Here is a 23,572-nt window from a genome sequence, read left to right as displayed (position 1 = left end):
TTATTCTCCGTCAGCGGGGAACACGACGCCGGTCTGGCGACGGATTTCCGTCAGCAGGCTGGCGACGATCAGGGAATTCTCCAGGCCCAGATGCTCGACCTGCCGTTTTTCCACCAGTTCGGCAAACACTTGCGCTTCATACAGCATGGTATTGATGTGTTGCGGCTGGGTCAGTACCTGGCTATTTTCACCACGCGGTGTCAGCACCACTCCTTGGGCTTCGGAGATTTTTTCGATCACCAGCGTGCCTTCTTCGCCCTGGATCTCACTCGGAATGTCCGAGTTGCTGACCTTGGAATGGCTGATCACCACGTCAAAGTCACCATAGTTCAGGCACACGCTACCATGGGCATCCACCCCGGTATCGAGCAATGTTGCACTAGCCAATACCGACTGCGGCGCACCAAACAGCGCCACGGTGCTGGCCACGCAGTAATAGCCGATGTCCATGATCGAGCCGTTGGAAAACTGCGGGTTGAAGGTGTTCGGGTTTTCACCGGCCAGATAACGGGGATAGCGAGAGGAGTATTGGCAATAGTTGATAAATGCCTTACGCAGTTTGCCAATCTTCGGCAATGCCTGTTGCAGGATAAGAAAATTGGGCAAGTGGGCGCTTTTGAACGCTTCAAACAGCACCACCTGATGTTCCCGTGCGCAGGCCACCAGTTGTTCCACTTCGCGCAGATTTGACGCCAGCGGCTTCTCGCAAATCACATGCTTTTTATGGCTGAGGAATAGCAGAGATTGTTGGCAGTGCAGAGAGTTGGGGCTGGCAATATACACCGCATCAATAACGTCGGATTGCGCCAGCGCTTCCAGTGAGTCAAAGAAGTGTTCGACCGGATAGTTGGCGCCAAAGGCCTGCGCCTGTTCGAGCTTACGCGAATAGATGGCGGTCAGCCTCATCTTGCCGCTTTCGTGAGCTGCATCGATAAAACGTTCGGTGATCCAGTTGGTGCCGACAACAGCAAAGCGAATCATGGGTGACTCCGGTTTCCACAGGAAGATAGCTCAAGGAACCAGATTATCACGCCGCAGAGATTAGGCGAATATTTGCTTAAAAAGTCTGATTATTCATAGAGTTCGCCGAACAAGGAGAGATGGGTCAGATACAGGCGGGTATCAAACTCCAACTGGTGATAGCTGGGTTCCATATGGCAGCACAGGCTGTAAAACGCCTTGTTGTGATCTTTCTCTTTCAGGTGCGCCAGCTCGTGGACCACGATCATGCGCAGGAAAGGTTCCGGGGCGTTTTTGAACACCGTCGCCACGCGGATCTCGGCTTTGGCTTTCAGCTTGCCACCTTGCACCCGGGAAATGGCGGTATGCAGCCCCAGGGCGTGCTTCATCACCTGGATTTTGCTGTCGTAGGCCACCTTGCTCAGCGGTTGGGCGTTACGCAGATACTGATTTTTCAGATCGACGGTAAACTGATAGAGCGACTTGTCGGTGGTGCAGTCATGAACCTGCGGGTAGCGCTGTAACAAAACCTCGCCCAGCCGCTGTTGCTGGATGAGTTGTTGCACCTGCATTTGCAGATGTTCGGGGTAGCCTTGCAGGTAGTTCAGTTCGGACATGTTATTCAGTATTCAGTGGTAAACCGGGGCGAGCATTGTATGACGTTTTCTTGCTCAAATCCCCTAATGGGCAATTAATCCCAAAAAACATTTTACTGCTGAGCGTTTTTAGGGGATAAACAGCCCAAATTTATCATTCAGGAGGGGCAATGAGCCAACTCGATCTGGGAACACAGCAACTTGAGCTGGAGCGTTATCCCCAACAGGAAGAAGCCACCCAGTTACAGGCGTGGGAAGCGGCGGACGAATATCTGCTGCAACAGTTGGAAAATGTCGACATCGGTGAACGCCCGGTACTGATTTTCAACGACAACTTTGGCACGTTGGCCTGCGCCCTGCATGGCTATAAGCCTTACAGCATCAGCGACTCATACATGAGCCAGTTGGCGACGCGCCATAACCTCAAGCTCAATGAGCTCGATGTTGAACAGGTCACCTTGCAAGACAGCCTGGCCGAACTGCCTGCCAACCCGGCGGTGGTGTTGATCCGCATCCCGAAAGCGCTGGCGCTTCTGGAGCAGCAATTACGTGCCCTGCGTGATGTGGTGGCACCCGATACGCTGATCGTGGCCGGTGCCAAAGCGCGTGACGTGCATACCTCGACCATGCAAGTGTTTGAGCGGGTGCTTGGCCCAACCCGCACCAGCCTGGCCTGGAAAAAGGCCCGTCTGATTTATTGCCAGGTAGCTGACATCGTGCCACCGGCAGCACCGGCAACCACCGACTGGCTGCTCGACGGCACGGACTGGCTGATCCACAACCACGCCAACGTGTTCTCACGCGGTAGCCTGGATATTGGCGCACGCCTGTTCCTGGAAAATCTGCCGAAGGATTTGCAGGGTCATATTGTCGATCTCGGCTGTGGCAACGGCATTATCGGGATGCGTGCCTTGGTGCAGAACCCGCAAGCGCAGATGACCTTCGTCGATGAGTCTTACATGGCGGTGGCTTCCAGTGAACTGAACGTGGCGCACAACCTTCCGCAGGAGATGGATCGCTGTCAGTTTGAGGTGAACAACTCGCTGGCGGGCATTGAGCGTGAAAGCCTGCAGGCGGTACTGTGCAACCCACCGTTCCACCAGCAGCATGCGATCACCGATCACACCGCCTGGCAGATGTTCTGCGATGCCAAGCGCTGCCTGCAAGTGGGGGGGGAGCTGTGGATCGTGGGCAACCGCCATCTGGATTACTACCAGAAGCTGAGGCGTTTGTTCGGCAACTGCACCACCGTGGCCTCCAACCAGAAGTTCTTGATCCTCAAAGCGGTCAAGTCTGGCGCGCGTTATTGATGTAGGGGCGCAGCATGCTGCGCCCGTCAAATCAATGGATTACAGTGCCATGGCCAGCCGCGTGCCCTGATCGATAGCGCGGCGGGCATCCAGCTCGGCAGCCACGTCGGCACCGCCAATCAGATGCACCGTTTTCCCCATCTCCAGCAGCGGCTGCTGCAATTCGCGGCGCGGCTCCTGCCCGGCACAAATCACCACCGTATCTACCGGCAAGCAGCTTTCCTGCTCGGCACGCAATATGTGCAGACCTTCGTCGTCAATACGTTGATAGTTCACGCTATTGAGCATTTTCACGCCGCGTACCGCCAGGCTGGTGCGATGGATCCACCCGGTGGTTTTACCCAGGCCTTCACCTACCTTGCTGGTTTTGCGTTGCAATAGGAATATCTGGCGTGGCGAGGATGGCACTTCCGGCCCTTGGGCGCTCAGCCCCCCGCGTTGCTCCAGTTGTGAATCGATCCCCCATTCGCGGTTAAACGCTGCCAGATCCAGGCTACTGGAGGTGCCGTGCTGGCTGAGATATTCGGCGACGTCGAAGCCAATTCCCCCGGCCCCAATGATGGCGACCCGTTGCCCAACCGGCTTTTTATCCCGCAAAACATCGAGATAGTTCATTACCTTGGCGTGTTCGATGCCCGCAATGGCAGGCATACGCGGCACGATGCCGCAGGCGAGGATCACCTCATCGAAATCCGCCAGATCCTGCGCTTGCACCAGTTGCCCCAGCTTCAGTTCTACTTCATTGAGCGCCAACTGACGGCGGAAATAACGCAGCGTCTGATGGAATTCTTCCTTGCCGGGGATTTGCTTGGCGATATTGAACTGGCCACCGATCTGCTCGGCGGCGTCAAACAGGGTTACCTGATGCCCACGGCTGGCGGCGGTGGTGGCAAATGCCAATCCGGCAGGCCCTGCGCCCACCACGGCCAGTCTTTTAGGCGTTGCCGTGGCGATGAGTGGCATTTCAGTTTCGCGGCAGGCGCGAGGGTTCACCAGGCACGAGGTGAGCTTGTGGTCGAAAATCTGATCCAGGCAGGCCTGGTTGCAGCCGATGCAGGTGTTGATTTCGTCTGCTCGTCCTTCAGCGGCCTTCTGCACGAACGCCGCATCTGCCAGGAACGGGCGTGCCATGGAAACCATGTCGGCACAGCCATCGGCCAAAACCTGTTCCGCCACCGCTGGATCGTTGATGCGGTTGGTGGTGATCAGCGGGATCTTCACTTTGCCCATCAGCTTGCGCGTCACCCAACTGAACCCGGCGCGCGGCACCATGGTGGCGATGGTGGGAATACGGGCTTCGTGCCAGCCGATACCGGTGTTGATCAGCGTTGCGCCAGCCTGTTCTATTGCTACGGCAAGCTGTTCGATCTCCTGCCAACTGGAACCATCCTCCACCAGATCGAGCATCGACAGGCGGTAGATCAGAATAAATTCCGGCCCGGTCGCTTCGCGCACGGCCCGCACAATCTCGACGGCGAAACGCATGCGGTTGCTGAAGCTGCCGCCCCATTGGTCGGTGCGCTGGTTGGTGCGCGAGACCAGGAACTGGTTAATCAGGTAACCCTCAGACCCCATGACTTCCACGCCGTCATAGCCAGCCTGCTGTGCCAATGCTGCGCAGTTGGCGAAATCGGCAATGGTTTGTTCAACTTCTTGGGTAGTCAGCGCCGCTGGGCTGAATGGGTTGATCGGCGCTTGCAGTGCTGAAGGGGCGACTGGCTGTGGCTGATAGCTGTAGCGCCCGGTATGCAGGATTTGCAGGGCAATCTTGCCCCCAGCCTGATGGACAGCCTCGGTCACGATCCGGTGATCGGCAACCTGCTGTGGCTGGTTCAGGACCGATGCTCCGCGATACACCACGCCTTGTTCATTGGGGGCGATACCGCCGGTTACGATCAGGGCGACACCGGCAGCGGCCCGCTCGGCATAGAATGCCGCCATACGCTCGGGGCCATTAGGCAGTTCTTCCAGGCCGGTATGCATCGATCCCATCAGCACCCGATTTTTCAGGGTGGTGAAGCCGAGATCCAGCGGCGCAAGCAGGTTGGGGTAAGCGCTCATTGCAGTCTCCAAAATATTTATCGTTATAGTTTTGACGACCACGCAAGTGGTCGGATGAGATAAATCTAGCCGTTGTCGGCGCACTTGGGAAACGCGGATGTGCTGAATGTGATAGACCTCATGTTTGCAATCGGTATAAAAGATCGGCTAACATCGGCTCGCTTTATCCCTTTTCTCTCTGCGGAGCCATTACTGAAAATGAACAACCACACCTGCTGATATCTGGCCCTATACCGAGCACGCCCGTGCCGTATGGGGATGTTTTGATTTCATTCAGGAGTGCTTATGGCTCATTTTGCGCAGTCCCCTTATTTCGTTTTACATCAATTAACCTGTCAGTTTGCCAACGGCGAAACGCTGTTTGGCCCGCTTAACCTGGCCGTTGAACAGCAGCACTGTGGCCTGGTGGGGCGTAACGGCGTGGGGAAAACTCGCCTGCTGCGTCTGATTGCCGGGCTGGATCAACCCGCTTCAGGCCATATTGAGACGCAGGCAACCTTTGCCTATGTGGCGCAGCAGCCGCATTTCACCGAACAGACGACCCTGACAACGCTGCTGGGCTACGGCGAAGTGTTTGCCGCTCAGGCCCGTATCGAGCAAGGTTGCCCACGGCTGGACGATATCGATTGTCTTGAGGGCCAGTGGGATCTGGCGGATCGCCTCAGCACGGCTTTTGCGGCGGCGGGATTGCCTGATTTTGACCCGCAACGGCCAGCCAGTGAGCTGAGTGGCGGCGAACGTATGCGTGCGGCCCTGTGTGGCGCGTTAATGTCGGGGGCCGATTTCCTGTTGCTGGACGAACCGACCAATCACCTCGATAGCACGGGCCGTGAATGGTTGTATCAGCAATTGGCACAGTGGCGTGGCGGTCTGTTGATTGCCAGCCACGATCGGCAACTGTTGGCGCGGATGCAGCGGATCGTTGAACTGACTCCCGATGCATTGCGCAGCTACGGCGGCAATTATCACGATTACCATCGGCTGCGGGAGCAAGAGCAACAGGCGGCGCGTGCCCAACTGGAACATGCCGCGTTGGAAAGACGGCGTGTCCGCGCCCGCCAGCAGAAAGAACATGACAATTTCCAGCGTCACTCCGCCCGTACGCTGAGAACCGTGGACTCGCTGAATATCGCCTCTTTTGAAAAAGCGGCCCTCAAGGGGGCTGCCCGCGACACCATGGGCACCTTGCGTAAGCAACATCAGGGGCAAAAGAACGTGCTGGATGAAGCGGTGCGTGAGGCCAGGGAACGGGTTGAAGAAGATCATCCGGTGATGCTGACCTTACCGGGCAGCGCGGTGGCTGCGGGTAAGCAGGTGTTGGTACTGGAACAATTACAACTGCCGTTTGTCACCTTGCCGCCGCTCGACTGGCGGATGGATGGCCCGATGCGCGTCGCCATCACCGGCCCGAACGGCTGTGGCAAATCCACGCTGCTGAAGGTGATCCTGGGGCAACTGACTGCCCGCGCTGGCCATTGCCATTGCTCGGTATCGTTGGCCTACCTCGATCAAAACCTGTCCCAGCTCGATCTGACGCGTTCGGTGGTCGATCATCTGGGTTTAGAGAATACCCCGCTGGCTGAAGGGGCGTTGCGTAGCCAACTGGCGCAGCTGCAACTGAATGCCGACCGGGTCACGCTGCCGTTGGCTGCATTGAGTGGTGGAGAACGGTTGAAGGCCGCGCTGGCCTGCGTACTGTGGCGGCGTGAACCTGCGCAACTTCTGCTGCTGGATGAACCGACCAACCATTTGGATCTGGCCTCATCACAAGCGATTGAAGCGGCATTGGCGGAGTTCCCCGGTGCAATGTTGGTGGTGTCGCACGATGAGGATTTCTTGCGGGCGTTGCGACTGACCCATCGTTTGTCCTGGTCGGCAGCGGGTTGGTGCTTTCAGGCAATGTAGCCCTGCCTGAGGGGCCAAGTTGGAGAGTTTTTGGTATACTTAAGGCCATTTTGTGAGGTTTCGAGACAATGACTATGACTCCAGTGGCAACAGCAGCCGAGGTAATTTATTACAACGGCACTATCTTCACCGCAGATGCGGAAAATCGTGTTTGCAGTGCGTTGGCGATAGGGCAGGGATACATTCTTGCGGTAGGGACTGATGAGCAGGTGCTTGCGCTGGCGACACCCACCACCGAACGTATCGATCTGCACGGCAAAATGATGATGCCGGGCCTGATCGACAGCCATATGCACCCATTCTGGGGTGGCAAACAGCTCAAGGGTTGCAGCCTGCACTATGCGGCGCTGACGGCAGAGCAAACCCTGCAACATATTCAGGCGCATCTGGATAAGTATCCGGCTGGCGATGACGAATGGCTGACGGTACGTGCCTGGCAGCGTCAGGCGATGATCCCGGTTGGCGCGGACATGAGCCGTAGCTTGCTGGACACCCTCAACACTCGCCGCCCGGTGGCGCTGTTCTCTAACGATTGCCACACGCTAGCGGCTAACAGCCGTGCGCTGGAGATGTTGGGCATTGATGAAAATACGCCAGTGCCGCCAGATGGCAAGATCGCCCGCGATGCCGATGGTCAACTGACCGGGATCCTGGAAGATGCTCCGGCCATGCGCGCCTTTGACAGCATTCCTTCCGGCACGGCGGAACAGAACGTGCAGGTGGCGGCTCATGTACAGCAGGTACTGCATGAACAGGGCGTAACCACGGTGATGGACACCCGCGTGTTTGCGGAACAGCTGGAAGCTTTCGCCGTATTGCGCGATCGCGGTGAGCTGACCTTACGTGTGCTGGGGGCTAAAGAAGTTACGCCAGACAGCGTACAAGGGCCGGAAGACGCTGCCCGTGCGGTGCAAGAGGTTGTCGCCTTTGCCGAACGGTGGAGTAGCCAGCCTTGGACGCCGCAGGCCGGGATCTCTGTTGGCCATCTCAAGCTGTTCGTCGACGGCGTGTTGCAGCCACCGACTATGACGGCGGCGCTGCTAGAGCCTTACCGCGAACATCACGGGGAAACCAAGAGTGAGCGTTATGGCGATCTCTACTTCACCACACCGGTGCTGAACGCGCTGATCGTCGAGTGTGGCCGCGCTGGCCTGCATCCGCATACCCACACGGTAGGCGATGGGGCGATCGAGCAGGTGCTGGATGCGGTTGAGCTAATGCGTGCTGCCTGCCCAGGCAAGGATATCCGCCCAGGGTTGGCCCATAACGAACTGGTTGCGCCGCATCAGTATGCGCGCTTCGCCTCTTTGGCGGCAACGGCGGTACTTTCGTTCCAGTGGGCCGGTTTACCGGGCGTGCTGATCGATGAAGAGCGCGAGATGCTGGGTGAAGCCCGTTTCCCTCACCTGGAGCCAGCGGCACGCTTCCTGGATGCCGGTGCGCGGCTGGCCTATGGCAGCGACTGGCCAATCGATCGCCTGGATGAGTGGTATAACCTGCAGGTGGGGATGACCCGCCGCGCCTGGGATAGCGAAGGTAATCCCGCCGGGCCACGCCTGGACAACGATCGCGATCTGACCCTGATCGAGACGTTGCGCGCAGCCACCATCGATGCGGCCTACATGATCGCCAAAGAGCAGTACATTGGCTCGCTGGAAGTGGGCAAATTTGCCGATGCGATCGTCCTGCACCATAATCTGTTTGAGCAACCGGCAGAGAAACTGTACCAAACCCGCATCGAGCGGACGTTGGTTGGCGGGAAGATCAGCTATCAATCCTGATAGCAATGTGAATTAAGCGGTCATTTTACCTTGAGGCGTTGCATGCTGTTGAGCGGGGCAACATGCAGCGGCCTTACAAATTCGGCAACATTGCCATGCAGGGTAATTTTTACCGCTTTTCCTCATCCTGCAAACAATAAATCAACGGGGTGTGCCCCAGTTCTTTACCTATTGCCGCCTGGTTTTCTGAAAGCGGATTGTTAGCTTCCCCGGCAGCCTAACTTGTGCCAGAATCCGTCCCCTTGTTTTTACCGCAGCGAATCAAATAGCCTATTGGGATTGGCCCTGAATAGCGCTGAGCTGCGCCAGGAGATGATACGGTAATGCCGCAAAACATTCGGTTGCAACGAGTTCTTAAAACCCCCGCCCTGGTTGCGTTTGGCCTTGCCTATATGGTGCCACTGGGCGTGTTTACCACCTACGGTCAGGTTACCGTGTTAAGCCAGGGCCACTTACCCGTCGCTTATCTGGTTACCATCGTGACCATCCTGTTTACCGCCCTGAGCTATTGTCGGATGACCAATGCCATGCCGCTGGCAGGTTCGGCCTATTCCTACGTACAGCGCAGTTTTGGTGGTAAAACCGGTTTCCTGGTAGGTTGGGCGCAGATCCTCGATTATCTGTTCCTGCCGATGCTTAACTATCTGGTTTTAGGTATCTTCTTGCACGAGGCATTCCCATCGATCCCTGCTTACGTGTTTATTCTTGGCTCCATTGCCAGCGTCAGCGCGCTGAATATTCTCGGCGTGCGCCTGCTTAGCTCGGTGAATTTCACGCTGATTGCCTTGCAAATGGTGTTTATCGTGCTGTTTATCGTGTTGGCGTTCAGCGAGGCCGATCTCAGCCCGGCGTCATTGATGAAGCCGCTGCTGGTGGATGCCGGTGACTTCTCTGGCCTGATTGCCGGGGCGGCGGTGCTGTGCCTGGCCTTCCTGGGCTTTGATGCCATTGCCACCATGGCCGAAGAGGCCGCCGATGCCAAGCGCACGCTGCCGCGTGCGATACTGATCACCGTGATCTGTGCCGGTGGCATCTTTGTTGCCGTCTCCTATGCGGCGCATCTGGCCTATCCCGACTGGCAATCGCTGATCCCGCATCAGGACACCGCCAGCCTGATTATTTCGGAGCACGTGGGCGGCAAGTGGATGTACAACTTCTTTATGGCCACTTACCTCACCGGGGTGTATGCCTCTTCCATGTCTGCACAAACCGGTGTCTCACGTATTTTCTACGCCATGGGGCGTGAAGGCGTGTTGCCGCGCAAAGTGTTCTACCACCTTCATCCTCGTTTCCGCACTCCGTGGCGCGCAATTGTGTTTGTTGCCATTATCTCGCTGCTGGCGCTGTGGATGGATTTGAGCATGGTGGTGTCGATGATCAGCTTTGGCGCACTGGGGGCATTTACCTTCGTCAACCTCAGCGTGATCAAACACTTCCTGATAAACCAGAAACGCCGTGGGCTGAACGCGATGTTCAAATATGGCTTGCTGCCGCTGGTTGGCTTCGGTATGTCGGTATGGCTGTGGGTCAACCTGGATCCCGAAGCGTTGAAAGTGGGCTTCACCTGGCTGTTTGCCGGCTTTATTTATCTGTTGTGGCTGACCAAGGGGATGCGCCAGGATCCTCCGTCCACCCAGGATGATATCAACCACCTGCTGGATTGATGCCCCTCACCCCAACCCTCTCCCACAGGGAGAGGGAGTTGTTAGTCTCTGCTCTTTTGGCAGTAAATAGGCAATCTCAGCAAACGCGAATGCCCCCTTCAACCAAGGCGAATCAGCCGGTGCTCATGAAGAATCACGATACTTTCAGCCCACTCGATCGGTTCCCTCTCCCTGTGGGAGAGGGTTAGGGTGAGGGGAGCCTATACACTCCAACAACACGTCAAACGCCGCTGCCATCTGCTCTTCGGGCACACAAGCAAAGCCCATCAACAGCCCGCGCCGCGCGTTTGGCAGCATGTAATACCGTGATAACGCCCTTACCAGCACGCCACGTTCATTGGCCGCCGCAGCGATGGCGACATCGTCGGCATCATCCGGCAGGTTGAGCACCAGGTGCAACCCGGCGTTGCTGTTGAACTCGCTTAACGCCTGCTTACCCAGATGCTGTTCAATCAATGCGGTGAGGAACCCACGGCGTTTAGCATACAGCAGCCGCATACGGCGGATATGCGCCGTATAGTGGCCTTCCTGAATAAACTGCGCCAGCGCCGCCTGGATGATCAGATGACCGCCACGATAAAGCTCGGCGTGGGCCGTTTTTAACTCGTCCATCAATGGCATGGGGAGCACCACATAGCCCAGCCGCAGGGCAGGATAGAGCGTTTTGCTGAAGGTGCCGATGTAGATCACCGGCGCATCGGCTTCCAACCCCTGTAGGGCCGGGATCGGTTGGCCGGAGAAGCGGAATTCGCTGTCATAATCATCCTCCACGATCCAGCCGCCAGCGGCACGGGCTAAAGCCAACAGCCGTTGCCGACGCGCCAGGCTCATCACCGATCCCAACGGGTATTGATGCGAAGGGGTGACAAAAATCAGCCGGGGCAAGGCCGCTGGTTGTTCGGGTGGCACCATCCCGGCCTCATCCACCATCCAGGGGCAGATATTGACACCGTTGATGCGCAGGATATTGCGGATCCCCCAATAGCCTGGCTCCTCGATCCAGGCGTCATCTCCCGGGTCACACAGCATGCGTGTGACCAGATCGATCGCCTGGTGAATGCCTTCGGTGATCAGGATCTGCTCCGGAGAACAGCGCACCGAACGCGATACCCGCAGATAGTCCACCAGCGCATGCCGCAGCTCTGAGCTGCCGCCCTGGTTGCTGTAGGTTAAGCGCTGCGAGGTTGGACGGCGGCTGATGCGTGCCTGGAGCCTGCTGAAGATGTGATGCGGGAAAGCATTCACGTCGGGGACGCCGGGGATAAAGGCTCCCCACTGTTTCGGGCTGGCGCTGGCGTGTTGCAGTAGCGTGGTGCCACGTTGTGACAGCTCGGCACGCCGTGGCACGCCGTCACCGCTAATCGGCTGGCTGGCGGTGGATAAACAGCTGTCGGGTACCGTTTCTGCGACAAAGGTTCCACTTCCCTGGCGCGAAAATACATATCCTTCCGCCAGCAATTGTTCATAAACGGTTAAAACCGTATTACGTGAGAGACCCAGCTCGTGTGCCAGATCGCGTGATGCCAGCAGGCGGCTGGAAGGGGGCAGGCTGCCGTCCAGAATACTGGTACGAATGGCATTGTATAACCGCTTGTGCAGTTTATCATCGGGCTGCTCGCCGAGGCGTTGCAGCAGCAGGTCACCACTCAATGAGCGCAATTGGATCCCTCAATTAATCGTAACTGGCACTCGATTATAGGGCCACATCCGGTGTAAATAAACGCAATGTTTCACGTTTGTGAACAAAACCGATAACGGGTCACGTCCGGAGAGAACAGCATGAAAAACGCAGAACTGAATCAACGTCGTTTGGCCGCTACCCCAAGAGGGATTGGCGTGATGTGTGGTTTTTACGCCGAGCGTGCAGAAAATGCCACTCTGTGGGATGTGGAAGGCAATGAGGTGATCGACTTTGCCTCGGGCATTGCCGTGCTCAATACCGGTCACCGTCATCCCAAGGTGATCGCCGCCATTGAAAAGCAACTCCAGGCGTTTACCCATACGGCATACCAGATCGTTCCTTATGAAAGCTATATCTCGCTGGCAGAGCGCATCAATCAGCGTGCTCCGATCGAAGGCACCTGTAAAACCGCCTTCTTCACCACCGGTGCAGAAGCGGTAGAGAACGCGGTGAAGATCGCCCGCGCATACACCGGGCGCCCTGGTTTGATCACCTTCGGCGGAGGATTCCATGGCCGTACCTATATGACCATGGCGCTGACTGGTAAAGTGGCCCCTTACAAGCTGGGCTTTGGCCCATTCCCTGGCTCGGTGTTCCATGGTCAGTATCCGAATGCGCTGTATGGCGTCAGCACCGCAGATGCCATGAATAGCCTGGAACGCATCTTTAAGGCCGATATCGATCCCAAGCAGGTTGCAGCGATCGTACTGGAGCCGGTGCAGGGTGAAGGGGGCTTTAACGTAGCTCCGGCAGAATTCATGCAGGCGCTGCGTACACTGTGTGACCAACACGGTATCCTGCTGATCGCCGATGAGGTGCAGACCGGCTTTGCCCGTACCGGCAAGCTGTTTGCGATGGATCACTATGCGGTGAAACCGGACCTGATCACCATGGCGAAGAGCCTGGCTGGCGGTATGCCGTTGTCTGCCGTGGCGGGCCGTGCCGAAGTGATGGATGCCCCAGCCCCCGGTGGCCTTGGTGGTACCTACGCCGGAAACCCATTAGCCGTTGCCGCCGCGCTGGCGGTATTGGATGTGATTGAAGAAGAGCAACTCTGCCAACGCTCCCAGCGTTTGGGGCAACATTTGGTGGAGGTGCTGCAACAGGCACGTAGCCACTGCCCGGCGATTGCGGATATCCGCGCGCTGGGTTCCATGGTGGCCGTAGAGTTCAACGACCCGGCAACCGGTAAACCGTCGCCGGAGTTTACCCGTCAGGTACAGCAAAAAGCCCAGGAAGAAGGACTGTTGCTACTCAGCTGTGGGGTGAACGGTAACGTGATCCGTTTCCTGTACCCGCTGACCATTCCTGATGCCCAGTTTAACCAGGCGCTGGCAATCCTTTCCCGCGCGCTGGCCCAATAAGGAGCAATAGCCATGAAACTGCAAAACCCCGATCTGCTGCGTAGCCAATGCCTGATTAACGGCGAGTGGTGCGATGCCCGCAGCGGCAAGCGTGAAGCCGTGATCAACCCGGCCAACGGTGTGGAGCTGACAACGGTGCCTCTGGTGAGCGCAGAGGAAACCCAGCAGGCAATTAATGCTGCGCAACAGGCACAAATCGGCTGGAAGCAACAGACCGCCAAGCAGCGTTCCGTCTTGCTGCTGGCCTGGGCCGATAAAATCATGGCGGCCCAGGAAGATCTGGCGCAACTGATGACCGCCGAACAGGGGAAATCGCTGGCGGAAGCGCGTGGCGAAGTGGCCTATGCCGCCTCGTTTATCACCTGGTTCGCCGAAGAAGCCAAACGCGTCGACGGTGCTGTGTTACAGGCTCCTCAGGCTTCGCAACGTCTGGTGGTGGTGAAACAACCGATCGGCGTCTGTGCGGCGATCACGCCGTGGAACTTCCCGGCAGCGATGATCACCCGTAAGGCGGCCCCTGCGCTGGCCGCAGGCTGCACCATGATAGTCAAACCGGCTGAGCAAACGCCGCTGACCGCATTGGCACTGGCCAAACTGGCGCAGGATGCCGGTATTCCCGCAGGCGTATTGCAGGTGGTAACCGGCGAAGCGGCACAGGTGGGTAAAGTGCTGTGTGACAGCCCGGTAGTGCGCAAGCTGAGCTTTACCGGATCGACCGAGGTTGGGCGCATCCTGATGGCCCAATGTGCGCCAACCATTAAAAAGCTTTCGCTGGAACTGGGCGGCAACGCGCCGGTGATCGTGTTTGACGACGCCAATCTGGACGCGGCAGTTGCCGGGATCATGGCCTCCAAATTCCGCAACAGCGGGCAGACCTGCGTTTGCGCCAACCGCATCTACGTGCAGGACGGCATCTACGATCGCCTGGTGGATAAACTGGTGGCCGCGGTTGAACAGTTGAAAGTGGGTGACGGTACACAGGAAGGGACGACGCAGGGGCCGCTGATCGATGAGGCCGCAATAGAGAAAGTGCAGAGCCATATTGACGATGCGCTGATCAAAGGGGCGCAGATCGCCACCGGCGGGCAGCCGCATGCGCTGGGCCGTACCTTCTTCCAGCCGACGGTAGTTACCGGTGTGACCCAGCAGATGCGCTTTGCCAAAGAAGAAACCTTTGGCCCGGTTGCGCCGTTGTTCCGTTTCCATGACGAAGCGGAAGCTATTGCGATGGCCAACGATACCGAATTTGGTCTGGCTGCTTACCTGTTTACGCAAAATGCCGCCCGTCAATGGCGGGTACCAGAGGCGTTGGAATACGGTATGGTGGGCATCAATACCGGTTTGATCTCCAACGAGGTGGCACCTTTCGGCGGTGTCAAACAGTCTGGGCTGGGGCGCGAAGGCTCTCGCTATGGCATTGAAGAGTATCTGGAACTGAAATATCTGTGTATTGACGTGAGCTGTTAACCCCAAGACTTGAACGCTCCCCGGTGGCCTACGCTGGCGGGGAGTGCTTCCTCCAGGCAAGAAGTGATGTTTCTCACCGTTGAGAACGGCGGCGTCGTGGCCGCCGGTTTTTTTAACCGTGCATTTTCTCTGGTAATGCCAACCACGCCTGCACCGATGGGCGCTGCCACTGTTTTTGTGCATAGTGGCGCAGCGGCTCCGGTACTTGCTCGCCATGCATCACCAGTCGGTTGAGCATCAGGGCCAGATCGGTATCGGCGATGCACCATTCGTGGAACAGATGATCCTGGCCGTGGCTCAGCAACTTTTGCGCCGCAGTCAGCAGTTTGTTGGCTGCTCGTTGGGCATCCGCACTCAGTGGGGGAAATTTACCCGCGCTGAAAATTACCTCGGTTGGACGTTCGGCCCGCAACGGCAACAGATCGCTACGCAACCATGCCTGGATCTCACGGGCTTTGGCACGCTGTTTGATGTTACGTGGGTAGAGCGGATGGACGGGATGAAACTCTTCCAAATATTCCTCAATGGCGGAAGACTCGGAAAGCTGGAAGCTGCCCATCACCAACGTCGGCACCCGCAGCGTTAACGACAGGCTACCGTAGGCCTGGCTTTGCTGTTCCCCCAGTGAGAGATCCACCCGCTTGACGATAAACGGCATGCCTTTCTCCGTGAGCGCCACAAAGGTCGACATGGCATAGGGGCTGAAAAAGTCGCTATCAGTGTAGAGAACAGTGGCCGATGGGTTCATACGGATCCTTGAGGATGGGAAAGGTATTTGGAATCATTGGCGAAGGACGCAATAAAATCAAGGCGATGGCCGATGATTAATCGTAATGGCGTATTAGGCACCGTGATGGCGGCTGGCAATCAGGAGTCACTGACCAGAATTATCCCCAGCCGATCGATTAACCCAACGACCTGCTGGCTATCCAACTGGACTCCCTCCAGATCCACCTGGCGGATATCCATTTCCCCCAACTCAGCGCCGGTCAGATTGCAGTGGTTGAAGGTGGCGGCCCGCCAGTCAAACTGGTTGAACTCCCCACCGGACAGATCGGAGCCAATAAAGCTGGCACCCAGCACGTTAGCGCCACTCCAGCGGTTTTCCCATAGCTCGCATTTTTCCAGCACCACCTTGGAGAAGTTACTGTAGCTCAGATTGCTTTTAATGATGAAGGCGCTGCAAAAATAGCTACGCTGCGAAATCATATTCATAAAGCTGGCGCCACGAAAATCGGCGCCCTGTGCCTTGCACTCGCGGATCTCCAGGCCGAGGGCCTGGGTGTTTCGGAAGTCGGCCAGCGAGAGATCGCAGCTTTTAAAGCTGGCATCTTTCAATACTGCGCGGCTGAAGTTGCAGCCGAGCTGGGTCTCTTCGTCATAGAAAACGCAGCCGATAAACTGGGTATCGGTCAGATCGGTGCCGGAGAAATCACAGTTCAGGAACTTACCGTTGGTGATGGTTTCACCACGGAATTGCTCGTGTGAGATCCTGGCGGATTGCAGCAGTGAGGGTTGCATGTTTTTACCTGTTTTTTTATACAGTCTGTGGCGATAGTACCTGAGGTGGATGGGGAAGGGAATGACGGGGTGAGGATTTTGGCACCTGGGTGGGTAAATACTTTGTTGCCATTGTATTGATATGTCGGGAAATAAAACCTTGCAGAATCAGCGCTAATAAATCATTATTTGAAACGATGTTTCACTTCCTTGCTACAGGCCAACCTTGAACTTACACGGGCTACTGCGCCAGCGCGTTGCCAAAACGCATTGGTATGCCAAGCGAAAAAGCTATCGGGTGCTTTTTTGGCGCGAGATCACGCCACTGGCGGTACCGATCTTTCTGGAAAACACCTGCGTACTGCTGATGGGGGTGCTCAGCACCTTCCTGGTGAGCTGGCTCGGCAAAGAGTCGATGGCGGGTGTTGGTCTGGCAGACAGTTTCAATATGGTCATCATGGCCTTTTTCGCGGCGGTGGATCTGGGTACTACGGTGGTGGTGGCCTTTAGCCTTGGCACTCGCGATCGCAAACGGGCGCGGGCGGCGGCACGCCAGTCGCTGGTATTAATGACCGTGCTGGCGTTGCTACTGGCGGTTGGGATTCATTTGGCCGGGCAACAGATCATTAACGTGATCGCCGGTGAAGCCACGCCCGAAGTCAAAGCGTTGGCGCTTTCTTATCTGCAAACCACCGTCTGGAGCTACCCGGCAGCTGCCATTGCCCTGATTGGTAGCGGTGCCCTGCGTGGGGCTGGCAATACCAAGATCCCGCTGCTGATCAATGGCGGCATGAATATCCTCAATATCCTCATCAGCAGTACGCTGATTTATGGGGTATTTAGCTGGTCAGGGCTGGGTTTTGTTGGTGCGGGGCTGGGGTTGACCATTGCCCGCTATATTGGCGCGATCGCCATTATTGCTGTCCTGGCGGTGGGCTTTAACCCAGCGCTGCGTATTACGCTCAAAAGCTATTTTACGCCACTCAACAGCAGCATCCTGCGTGAGGTGCTGGGGATTGGTATTCCCGCCAGTATCGAATCGGTGCTGTTCAACGCTGGCAAACTGCTGACACAAATGTTTGTGGCAGGGATGGGGACCAACGTCATCGCCGGTAACTTTATCGCTTTCTCTATTGCAGCGCTGATTAACCTGCCGGGGAATGCCTTGGGATCTGCGTCGACCATTATCGTCGGCAGGCGTCTGGGGAAAGGGCAAATTGCTCAGGCCGAGCGGCAGATGAAGTATGTTTTCTGGTTGGCGACGATGGGTCTGACGGCGCTTGCCTGGGGAACCGCTCCTTTTGCCGGGTTGTTTGCCTCATTTTATACCCAGGAAGACGATGTGAAAGAAGTGGTAAAAATCCTGATTTGGCTCAATGCCGCGTTTATGCCGATCTGGGCCGCGTCCTGGGTGTTACCCGCTGGGCTGAAGGGTGCGCGCGATGTCCGGTTTGCCATGTGGGTGACGATGTTGGGCATGTGGGGCTGCCGGGTGGTCGCCGGTTATATTCTGGGCATCGTACTGGGCATGGGCGTGGTGGGCGTCTGGCTGGGGATGTTCCTGGACTGGGCCGTTCGCGGCGTCTTCTTTTATTGGCGTATGGTGAGTGGGCGCTGGCTATGGAAGTATCCACGCCTCAGAAAAAACCAGACAGCGTCAGCCGAAGAACGGCCGCCAAGCTAGTGGTAGTTTATCAGCCTGAACCAGGTTGGCAGTATCAATTCATTGTCGGCGGTTATGTTTTTGTGTAAGACTGATGCCACGATAAATGATCGAAAGGCAACACCATGGACGGATTACTATTTATCGCTGGCTTGGCATTGTTCCTATGCCTGGTGGTATTACCCATTTCAGTGGTGGTATCGCTCGGGCGTGGCAACCGTAACCAGCAGGAAATTGCCCAACTGACACTGACCATTACCCAGTTGCAAAAACAGGTTGACGACCTTCGGTTCGAGGGAACCGGGAGATCGCGTCCGACGCCAACGCCCGTTCCCCAGGCGCAACCTGTGGCGGCGAAGACAACGCATGACTTTGCGGCGCACGCGACACAACAGACTACCGTTAAGCCCGCTGTTGACATAGCCGAACCCTCTCCGGTTATATCGCCATGGGATCCAAAACCAGCCACACCAGTAGCAACCATCCCTCGCCCACCGGTGGCTAAACCCGTTGCTGATAAACCCGCCATTGATAAACCGCTGCAACCGAAAAACGATCTGCTCAGCGGGCTGGTTGGCTGGTTTATGCAGGGCAACCCGTTGGCGAAGCTGGGGGTATTGTTACTGTTCTTCGGTTTGGCTTACCTGATGAAATACACCGTTGAACACGACATGCTGCCTATTGAGTTCAGGTTAATGGGCGCGGCGGTGGCGAGCGGTGTTTTACTGTGGTTTGGCTGGCGTCTGCGTGTTAAACAGACGATGTATGCCCTGATCCTGCAGGGGGGCGCAGTTGGTGCGCTCTATATCACCGTATTTGGTGCCTTCCGGCTTTATCAACTGTTGCCACATATGCTGGCATTTGGCCTGATGCTGGTGATCTGCGCCGCCAGCGTGGGGCTGGCCGTATTGCAGCGCGCCCTCAGCCTGGCGATGCTTGCCAGCATTGGCGGCTATCTTTCACCGTTGCTGCTGTCTACCGGGGGGGGTAGTTATGTCGCGCTATTCTCCTATTACCTATTGCTCTCGCTGGGCATTTTGGCGATCAGTGTCTGGCAGCCGTGGCGGCCACTTAACCTGCTGGGTTTTGTTTTTTCCTTTGGCGTCGCCGGGCTGTGGGGAGTAAACAATTATCTGCCGGAATACTACCTGGGTTGCCAGCTGTTCCTGATTGCCAATATCGTGATTTTTGGCGTGCTATGCCTGGCTTTGACTCTGCGCGCACAGTTGCCTGGTGAGAAGATTATTGATGGTGCGTTGCTGTTTGGCCCACCGTTAATCGGTTTTGGCATGCAGTATCTGATCGTTCGCCAGTGGGAGTTTGGCCCGGCGTTCTCGGCGCTGGGCTTCGGTTTGGCTTACCTGTTACTGGCCTGGGCCGCAATGAAGCGTTATCCATCCCTGGGCCGAATGTTGGCGGTCTCATGTTTGGCGCTGGGCGGAGTGTTCACTACGTTGGCGATCCCATTGGCGCTGTCCGCTGAGTGGACATCCATGGCTTGGGCGCTGGAAGGGCTGGGCATTCTTTGGCTTGGTCGTGAACAAAAGCAAATCCGCATGAGCCTTAGCGGTTCTGGTCTAGTGGTGTCGGCCCTGGTTTTTGCCTTGGTAGCTCTTGGTGCTGGAATGACGACGCTCTCCTTCACGCTTGTGTTCGCCGTACTGGCATTAACCTGGCTCGTGGCGGCATTCCTTTGGCGCGATCTGGGGAGCGAAGCCGCATTTAGACAGGATGTCAGCCATTCCTTCCTGGCTGGCGGGATCCTGCTCTGGTTGATTTGTCTGCTCGGTTTTGCCGGGCGATTGCCGCTTAGCTATGACTACGGGGCTTTCCTGGCGTTGGCCTTGTTGACGCTATCCGTGGTGCTGTGGCGCTGGTTGGCACAAAGGCTGGCCTGGCTCGAACTGCGTTATAGCATTTGTCTGCTGTGGCCAGGCATGTTGGCCATGCTGTTGTTCCAACTGGTCGGCCTTGATTCTTTATTGTCCTTCGGCTGGCCAAACCTGGTCTGGCTGCTGGCCTTGCCTGTGGCGTACTGGCTGCTGAAGCGTGAAGTGGGCACTCTGCCGTTACCGCGCCTGCAGCAAGGATTACACCTGTCGTTGTTCTGGATGGTGGTGTTCGCGCTGGGCTATGAAGTCTTTTGGCGCACGATGCGCTTGCCGTGGGGCATGGATGAGTGGCGGCTGGGGCTGCAAATGGGCTTCATCTCCCTGATCATTTTGGCAACTCATGGCGCACTGCGCAAAGGTTGCTGGCCGTTTGCCGAACATCGTCAGCTATATGGCGCAATTGCGCTGGCCCCATTGGCGGCGTTGGCTCTGCTGCTGTTGCTGGTAGGCAACGTGTTTGATGGGGTCAGTCTAGGCTGGCGTTATTTGCCGCTGTTGAACCCGTTGGAAGAGGGCGCTGGTTTTGCACTCTTGGCGCTGGTGACTCTGGGGCTGTTTGTCCGGCGGGAATACCCGCAATTTTCTACATTGCTGAAACAGGCGCTGCCGCTGTTTACTATCGCGGTGCTGTTCTGGTGGGGCAATGGGATGGTCCTGCGTGTGCTGGCCTATTACGCCGATATTACCTGGCGGGCCGATACGCTCTGGAACTCCCGTCTGGTGCAGACCACCTTCGCTTTGCTGTGGATGCTGATGGCGCTGATCGTCATGGTGTGGTCAACCCGCCGTGGACAGCGTGAGGTATGGTTCGGCGGTGCGGCGTTACTGGGTATTGTCATGGTTAAACTGATGTTGGTTGATAGCGTCCGGGGCGGTGGATTAGCTCGCGCCATCGCGTTTATCGGCGTGGCGATACTGGTGTTGATCGTGGGATATTTTTCCCCATTGCCACCCAAAGCGGTGCGCGGTAAGGAACCCAATGTGGCAAGCGAACGAGGGAATGTATGAAAGTAAAATTGAATAACTGGCTGCTGCTGGGGTCACTTTGCCTGGCCAGCGCGGCCAATGCGGAGCCAGTGACAGAAAAACCGCAAGGTTTCGCCTACGGCATGCCGCTCACCACTGAAGGTAGCGCGCCGTTTTTCCGTATCGAACTGCCTGAGGTGATATATACCGAGAGCGTATGGCCGGATATGCGCGATGTGCGGGTGTTCAACAATCAGGGGCAGGCCGTACCCTTTGCGCTGACCGCGAACGTCACCACGCAGGAAAATAGTCAGACTTTCCCTTTGCGCCTGTTCCCGATGAATGGCGAAAGGGTCACCGATCGGGAACAACAGGTCATTTCGCTTAAATCCGCGGGTGGTGTCGAAGTCACCATGCCGTTGTATAACGACAAGCCAATGGGAAGTACCTATCTGCTGGAGGTCCCACGGCATGAGGGGGGCTATCCCCATTTGACTCAGTTGAAACTGGCTTGGGAGCGTCTGCCCGAGAACTGGCAAACCCGCGTTAATGTGTTTTATAGCAGCGATCTAAAAGACTGGTCGCGCAGCGCTGTAGATGTGCCGTTGATGGATCTGCTTTCCGGCAGCGATCGTTTGCTGTTGGATACCCTCGATCTGGAGGGTTTTGCCAATCCTCGTTATCTGTTATTGGTGTTCAAAGATGCCAAAGCCGTTCCTAATCTGAAGATCCAGTCTGCGCAGGGAATTGTCATCTCCAGCCACACCGAGCAGCAAAGGATTAACCTGTTGTTCAAGCAGAAAGCCATTTCCGCCAGTGAGGCTGAATATACCTGGCCGAATCCTCAATCCTTGAACAATATCAGCATTCGCCCAACGCAAGGTAATACGGTATTGCCACTTGAGATCGATTACCGCAGCGCAGTCAGTGACAGTTGGCACCCTCTGACCAAGCAGGTGGTGTTCTCGGTGAATGGGCGCACCGCAGAGGCAATTCCGCTGAACGGTTTGCTGGTGCAGGGTATTCGCTTGAAAGGCATCAACCAGCAATGGGGCGATTCGCTGCCGGAAGTCTCGGCGCAGCGCGACAGGCAAACCTTGATATTCAATGCCCAGGGAACCACGCCATTCCTGCTGGCGTGGGGAAATAAATCGGCCCAGTCTCAGGCGATCCCTCTAGATAGCCTGATCCCGGCGGAGCTGCGTAAAACGATAGATGCCGATGTGTTGCCACAGGCCGGGTTACAATCCCAAGTGACTCTGGGTGGCCCCGAACGCTTGAGCGCGGTAGATGCCGCAGAAGAGGCCAGCATGTGGAAGAAAGGTCTGCTCTGGCTTCTATTGGTGCTGGGGGCCGGTGGGCTGGTGTTGCTGGCCTTGAAGCTGTGGAAAGAGGTTCAGCAGAAGCCAGAATGAGCTGGTGATTGCTGGCTGGTGGGAGGGAAAACAAGGGGGGACGCGGTTGGCGTTGCCCCTTGTGTATTGCAGGAAAAAGCACGAAGTGATGTTAATTAATTGATATTAATCTATAAAGTATACTTATCTTTATATTATGTTGGCCACTAGAACCACCGAGCCACTGTACGAACCCGCCGTTACCCCGCCGCTATTACCTTGCAATACAGAACTCACAGTAACGGCTTTTGCTGGTGTTCACATATATTGTGCGACCCACATCGGCACGTTCGCCGTCAATATACACCTGCGACTTCAGCGTACCAGGCCCGTTAAGTGTGACACGGCTTTGTTGAATAAATCGAACTTTTGCTGAGTTGAAGGATCAGATCACGCATCCTCTGACAACACAGGCAGTCCCGTGGCAAAGCAGAAGTTCAGGATCACCAACTGGCGCACTTACAACCAAGCCCTTATCAATCGAGGCTCCATGACTTTCTGGCTGGATGACGAGGCTATTCAGACCTGGTATGAGTCAGTAATACCTTCATCACGGGGGAGACCTCAGCGCTATTCTGAGCTTGCCATCACGACTGTCCTGGTGATTAAACGCGTATTCCGGCTGACCCTGCGGGCCGCACAGGGCTTTATTGATTCCATTTTTGCCCTGATGGGTGTTCCGTTGCGCAGCCCGGATTACACCAGTGTCAGCAAGCGGGCCAAGTCGGTTAACGTCAGTTTTAAAACACCTACTCGGGGTGAAATCGCACACCTGGTGATTGATTCTACCGGGCTGAAGGACTTCGGTGAAGGTGAGTGGAAAGTCAAAAAGCACGGTAAAGAACGCCGTCGTATCTGGCGGAAGCTGCATCTGGCCGTTGACAGCAAAACACATGAAGTCATCTGTACGGAGCTGTCACTGAACAATGTGACCGATGCAGAAGCCTTCCCGGGCCTGATCAGGCAGACCCACCGAAAAATCAGGTCAGCGGCAGCGGACGGGGCTTATGACACCCGGTTATGTCACGATGAACTGCGCAGTAAGAAAATCAGCGCTCTCATCCCTCCTCGAAAGGGAGCAGGTTACTGGCCGGGCGAGTATGCAGACCGTAACCGAGCGGTTGCTAATCAGCGGCTGAGCGGGAGCAATGCGCGGTGGAAATGGACAACGGAGTATAACCGTCGCTCGATAGCGGAAACGGCGATGTACAGGGTAAAACAGTTGTTCGGTGGTTCACTGACGCTGCGTGATGACGATAGTCAGGTGGCGGAGGCTATGGCCATGGTGCGTGCGCTGAACAAAATGACGAAGACTGGTATGCCTGAAAGTGTGCGTATCGCCTGACTGGCACCAACCTGCTACGGGAT

Annotated in this window: 15 protein-coding genes and 1 pseudogene; 10 read left to right on the top strand and 6 right to left on the bottom strand. The window is 56.5% G+C overall.

What is annotated here, in order from left to right:
* Both ABIE29_RS04540 and ABIE29_RS04535 read right to left on the bottom strand, forming a co-directional pair.
* On the bottom strand, positions 1 to 981 hold the full coding sequence (locus ABIE29_RS04540; protein WP_429617020.1) for a Gfo/Idh/MocA family protein: 981 nt from the start codon (positions 979 to 981) through the stop codon (positions 1 to 3).
* 89 nt (positions 982 to 1,070) lie between these two features.
* Positions 1,071 to 1,577 carry a M48 metallopeptidase family protein gene (locus ABIE29_RS04535; protein ID WP_429617019.1) on the bottom strand — a complete coding sequence of 169 codons (507 nt, stop codon included), beginning with the start codon at positions 1,575 to 1,577 and terminating at the stop codon, positions 1,071 to 1,073.
* Positions 1,578 to 1,726: 149 nt separating this feature from the next.
* Here ABIE29_RS04535 and rlmG point away from each other — a divergent pair, with 149 nt between their 5' ends.
* The gene (gene rlmG / locus ABIE29_RS04530; RefSeq protein ID WP_021180645.1) at positions 1,727 to 2,866 is read left to right on the top strand and encodes a 23S rRNA (guanine(1835)-N(2))-methyltransferase RlmG; all 1,140 of its coding nucleotides are present in this window, start codon (positions 1,727 to 1,729) and stop codon (positions 2,864 to 2,866) included.
* 39 nt (positions 2,867 to 2,905) lie between these two features.
* Here rlmG and ABIE29_RS04525 read toward each other — a convergent pair whose 3' ends face one another.
* Positions 2,906 to 4,927, bottom strand: coding sequence for an FAD-dependent oxidoreductase (locus tag ABIE29_RS04525; protein WP_429617018.1), 2,022 nt, complete (start codon positions 4,925 to 4,927; stop codon positions 2,906 to 2,908).
* A 285-nt stretch (positions 4,928 to 5,212) separates the two neighbouring features.
* Here ABIE29_RS04525 and ABIE29_RS04520 point away from each other — a divergent pair, with 285 nt between their 5' ends.
* From ABIE29_RS04520 to ABIE29_RS04510, 3 genes are all read left to right on the top strand, one after another.
* On the top strand, positions 5,213 to 6,832 hold the full coding sequence (locus ABIE29_RS04520) for an ABC-F family ATP-binding cassette domain-containing protein (RefSeq protein ID WP_429617017.1): 1,620 nt from the start codon (positions 5,213 to 5,215) through the stop codon (positions 6,830 to 6,832).
* A 74-nt stretch (positions 6,833 to 6,906) separates the two neighbouring features.
* On the top strand, positions 6,907 to 8,613 hold the full coding sequence (locus ABIE29_RS04515; RefSeq protein ID WP_429617084.1) for an amidohydrolase: 1,707 nt from the start codon (positions 6,907 to 6,909) through the stop codon (positions 8,611 to 8,613).
* Between the two features lie 323 nt (positions 8,614 to 8,936).
* Positions 8,937 to 10,277: an APC family permease gene (locus ABIE29_RS04510; RefSeq protein ID WP_074031190.1), complete on the top strand. Its 1,341-nt coding sequence runs from the start codon at positions 8,937 to 8,939 to the stop codon at positions 10,275 to 10,277.
* Between the two features lie 144 nt (positions 10,278 to 10,421).
* Here ABIE29_RS04510 and ABIE29_RS04505 read toward each other — a convergent pair whose 3' ends face one another.
* Positions 10,422 to 11,936, bottom strand: coding sequence for a PLP-dependent aminotransferase family protein (locus tag ABIE29_RS04505; protein WP_429617016.1), 1,515 nt, complete (start codon positions 11,934 to 11,936; stop codon positions 10,422 to 10,424).
* Positions 11,937 to 12,056: 120 nt separating this feature from the next.
* Here ABIE29_RS04505 and ABIE29_RS04500 point away from each other — a divergent pair, with 120 nt between their 5' ends.
* The gene (locus tag ABIE29_RS04500) at positions 12,057 to 13,322 is read left to right on the top strand and encodes a 4-aminobutyrate--2-oxoglutarate transaminase (RefSeq protein ID WP_429617015.1); all 1,266 of its coding nucleotides are present in this window, start codon (positions 12,057 to 12,059) and stop codon (positions 13,320 to 13,322) included.
* Between the two features lie 12 nt (positions 13,323 to 13,334).
* Positions 13,335 to 14,789 carry an NAD-dependent succinate-semialdehyde dehydrogenase gene (locus ABIE29_RS04495; RefSeq protein ID WP_429617014.1) on the top strand — a complete coding sequence of 485 codons (1,455 nt, stop codon included), beginning with the start codon at positions 13,335 to 13,337 and terminating at the stop codon, positions 14,787 to 14,789.
* Between the two features lie 112 nt (positions 14,790 to 14,901).
* On the opposite strand, the gene yfcF is transcribed toward ABIE29_RS04495, so the two are convergent.
* Both yfcF and ABIE29_RS04485 read right to left on the bottom strand, forming a co-directional pair.
* Positions 14,902 to 15,537, bottom strand: a complete 636-nt coding sequence (gene yfcF, locus ABIE29_RS04490) for a glutathione transferase (protein ID WP_429617013.1) — start codon at positions 15,535 to 15,537, stop codon at positions 14,902 to 14,904.
* A 119-nt stretch (positions 15,538 to 15,656) separates the two neighbouring features.
* Entirely contained in the window at positions 15,657 to 16,310 is a 654-nt protein-coding gene (locus ABIE29_RS04485) for a Qnr family pentapeptide repeat protein (protein WP_429617012.1), read from the bottom strand.
* A 205-nt stretch (positions 16,311 to 16,515) separates the two neighbouring features.
* Here ABIE29_RS04485 and ABIE29_RS04480 point away from each other — a divergent pair, with 205 nt between their 5' ends.
* The 4 genes and pseudogenes from ABIE29_RS04480 to ABIE29_RS04465 all read left to right on the top strand — a co-directional run bounded on the left by ABIE29_RS04480 (position 16,516) and on the right by ABIE29_RS04465 (position 23,549).
* Positions 16,516 to 17,973: an EmmdR/YeeO family multidrug/toxin efflux MATE transporter gene (locus tag ABIE29_RS04480; RefSeq protein ID WP_429617011.1), complete on the top strand. Its 1,458-nt coding sequence runs from the start codon at positions 16,516 to 16,518 to the stop codon at positions 17,971 to 17,973.
* 104 nt (positions 17,974 to 18,077) lie between these two features.
* The gene (locus ABIE29_RS04475; protein WP_429617010.1) at positions 18,078 to 20,852 is read left to right on the top strand and encodes a DUF2339 domain-containing protein; all 2,775 of its coding nucleotides are present in this window, start codon (positions 18,078 to 18,080) and stop codon (positions 20,850 to 20,852) included.
* Positions 20,849 to 22,225: a DUF3999 family protein gene (locus ABIE29_RS04470; protein WP_429617009.1), complete on the top strand. Its 1,377-nt coding sequence runs from the start codon at positions 20,849 to 20,851 to the stop codon at positions 22,223 to 22,225. Before ABIE29_RS04475 ends, ABIE29_RS04470 begins: the two co-directional genes overlap by 4 nt.
* A gap of 356 nt (positions 22,226 to 22,581) precedes the next feature.
* A pseudogene (locus tag ABIE29_RS04465) lies at positions 22,582 to 23,549 on the top strand (IS5 family transposase).
* The last annotated feature ends 23 nt before the right edge of the window (positions 23,550 to 23,572 follow it).

The sequence above is a fragment of the Serratia sp. 2723 genome, assembly GCF_050434425.1.
In the GTDB taxonomy this organism is placed as follows: Bacteria; Pseudomonadota; Gammaproteobacteria; order Enterobacterales; family Enterobacteriaceae; genus Chania.
This window is presented reverse-complemented; position numbering and strand designations above follow the sequence as displayed.

Excerpts from the sequence above, each read along its gene's own strand:
- ABIE29_RS04535 (WP_429617019.1), bottom strand. The coding sequence starts at position 1,577 with ATGTCCGAACTGAACTACCTGCAAGGCTACCCCGAACATCTGCAAATG.
- ABIE29_RS04510 (WP_074031190.1), top strand. The coding sequence starts at position 8,937 with ATGCCGCAAAACATTCGGTTGCAACGAGTTCTTAAAACCCCCGCCCTG.
- rlmG (WP_021180645.1), top strand. The coding sequence starts at position 1,727 with ATGAGCCAACTCGATCTGGGAACACAGCAACTTGAGCTGGAGCGTTAT.
- ABIE29_RS04485 (WP_429617012.1), bottom strand. The coding sequence starts at position 16,310 with ATGCAACCCTCACTGCTGCAATCCGCCAGGATCTCACACGAGCAATTC.
- ABIE29_RS04520 (WP_429617017.1), top strand. The coding sequence starts at position 5,213 with ATGGCTCATTTTGCGCAGTCCCCTTATTTCGTTTTACATCAATTAACC.
- ABIE29_RS04525 (WP_429617018.1), bottom strand. The coding sequence starts at position 4,927 with ATGAGCGCTTACCCCAACCTGCTTGCGCCGCTGGATCTCGGCTTCACC.
- ABIE29_RS04500 (WP_429617015.1), top strand. The coding sequence starts at position 12,057 with ATGAAAAACGCAGAACTGAATCAACGTCGTTTGGCCGCTACCCCAAGA.
- ABIE29_RS04475 (WP_429617010.1), top strand. The coding sequence starts at position 18,078 with ATGGACGGATTACTATTTATCGCTGGCTTGGCATTGTTCCTATGCCTG.
- ABIE29_RS04540 (WP_429617020.1), bottom strand. The coding sequence starts at position 981 with ATGATTCGCTTTGCTGTTGTCGGCACCAACTGGATCACCGAACGTTTT.
- ABIE29_RS04495 (WP_429617014.1), top strand. The coding sequence starts at position 13,335 with ATGAAACTGCAAAACCCCGATCTGCTGCGTAGCCAATGCCTGATTAAC.
- yfcF (WP_429617013.1), bottom strand. The coding sequence starts at position 15,537 with ATGAACCCATCGGCCACTGTTCTCTACACTGATAGCGACTTTTTCAGC.
- ABIE29_RS04470 (WP_429617009.1), top strand. The coding sequence starts at position 20,849 with ATGAAAGTAAAATTGAATAACTGGCTGCTGCTGGGGTCACTTTGCCTG.
- ABIE29_RS04515 (WP_429617084.1), top strand. The coding sequence starts at position 6,907 with ATGACTCCAGTGGCAACAGCAGCCGAGGTAATTTATTACAACGGCACT.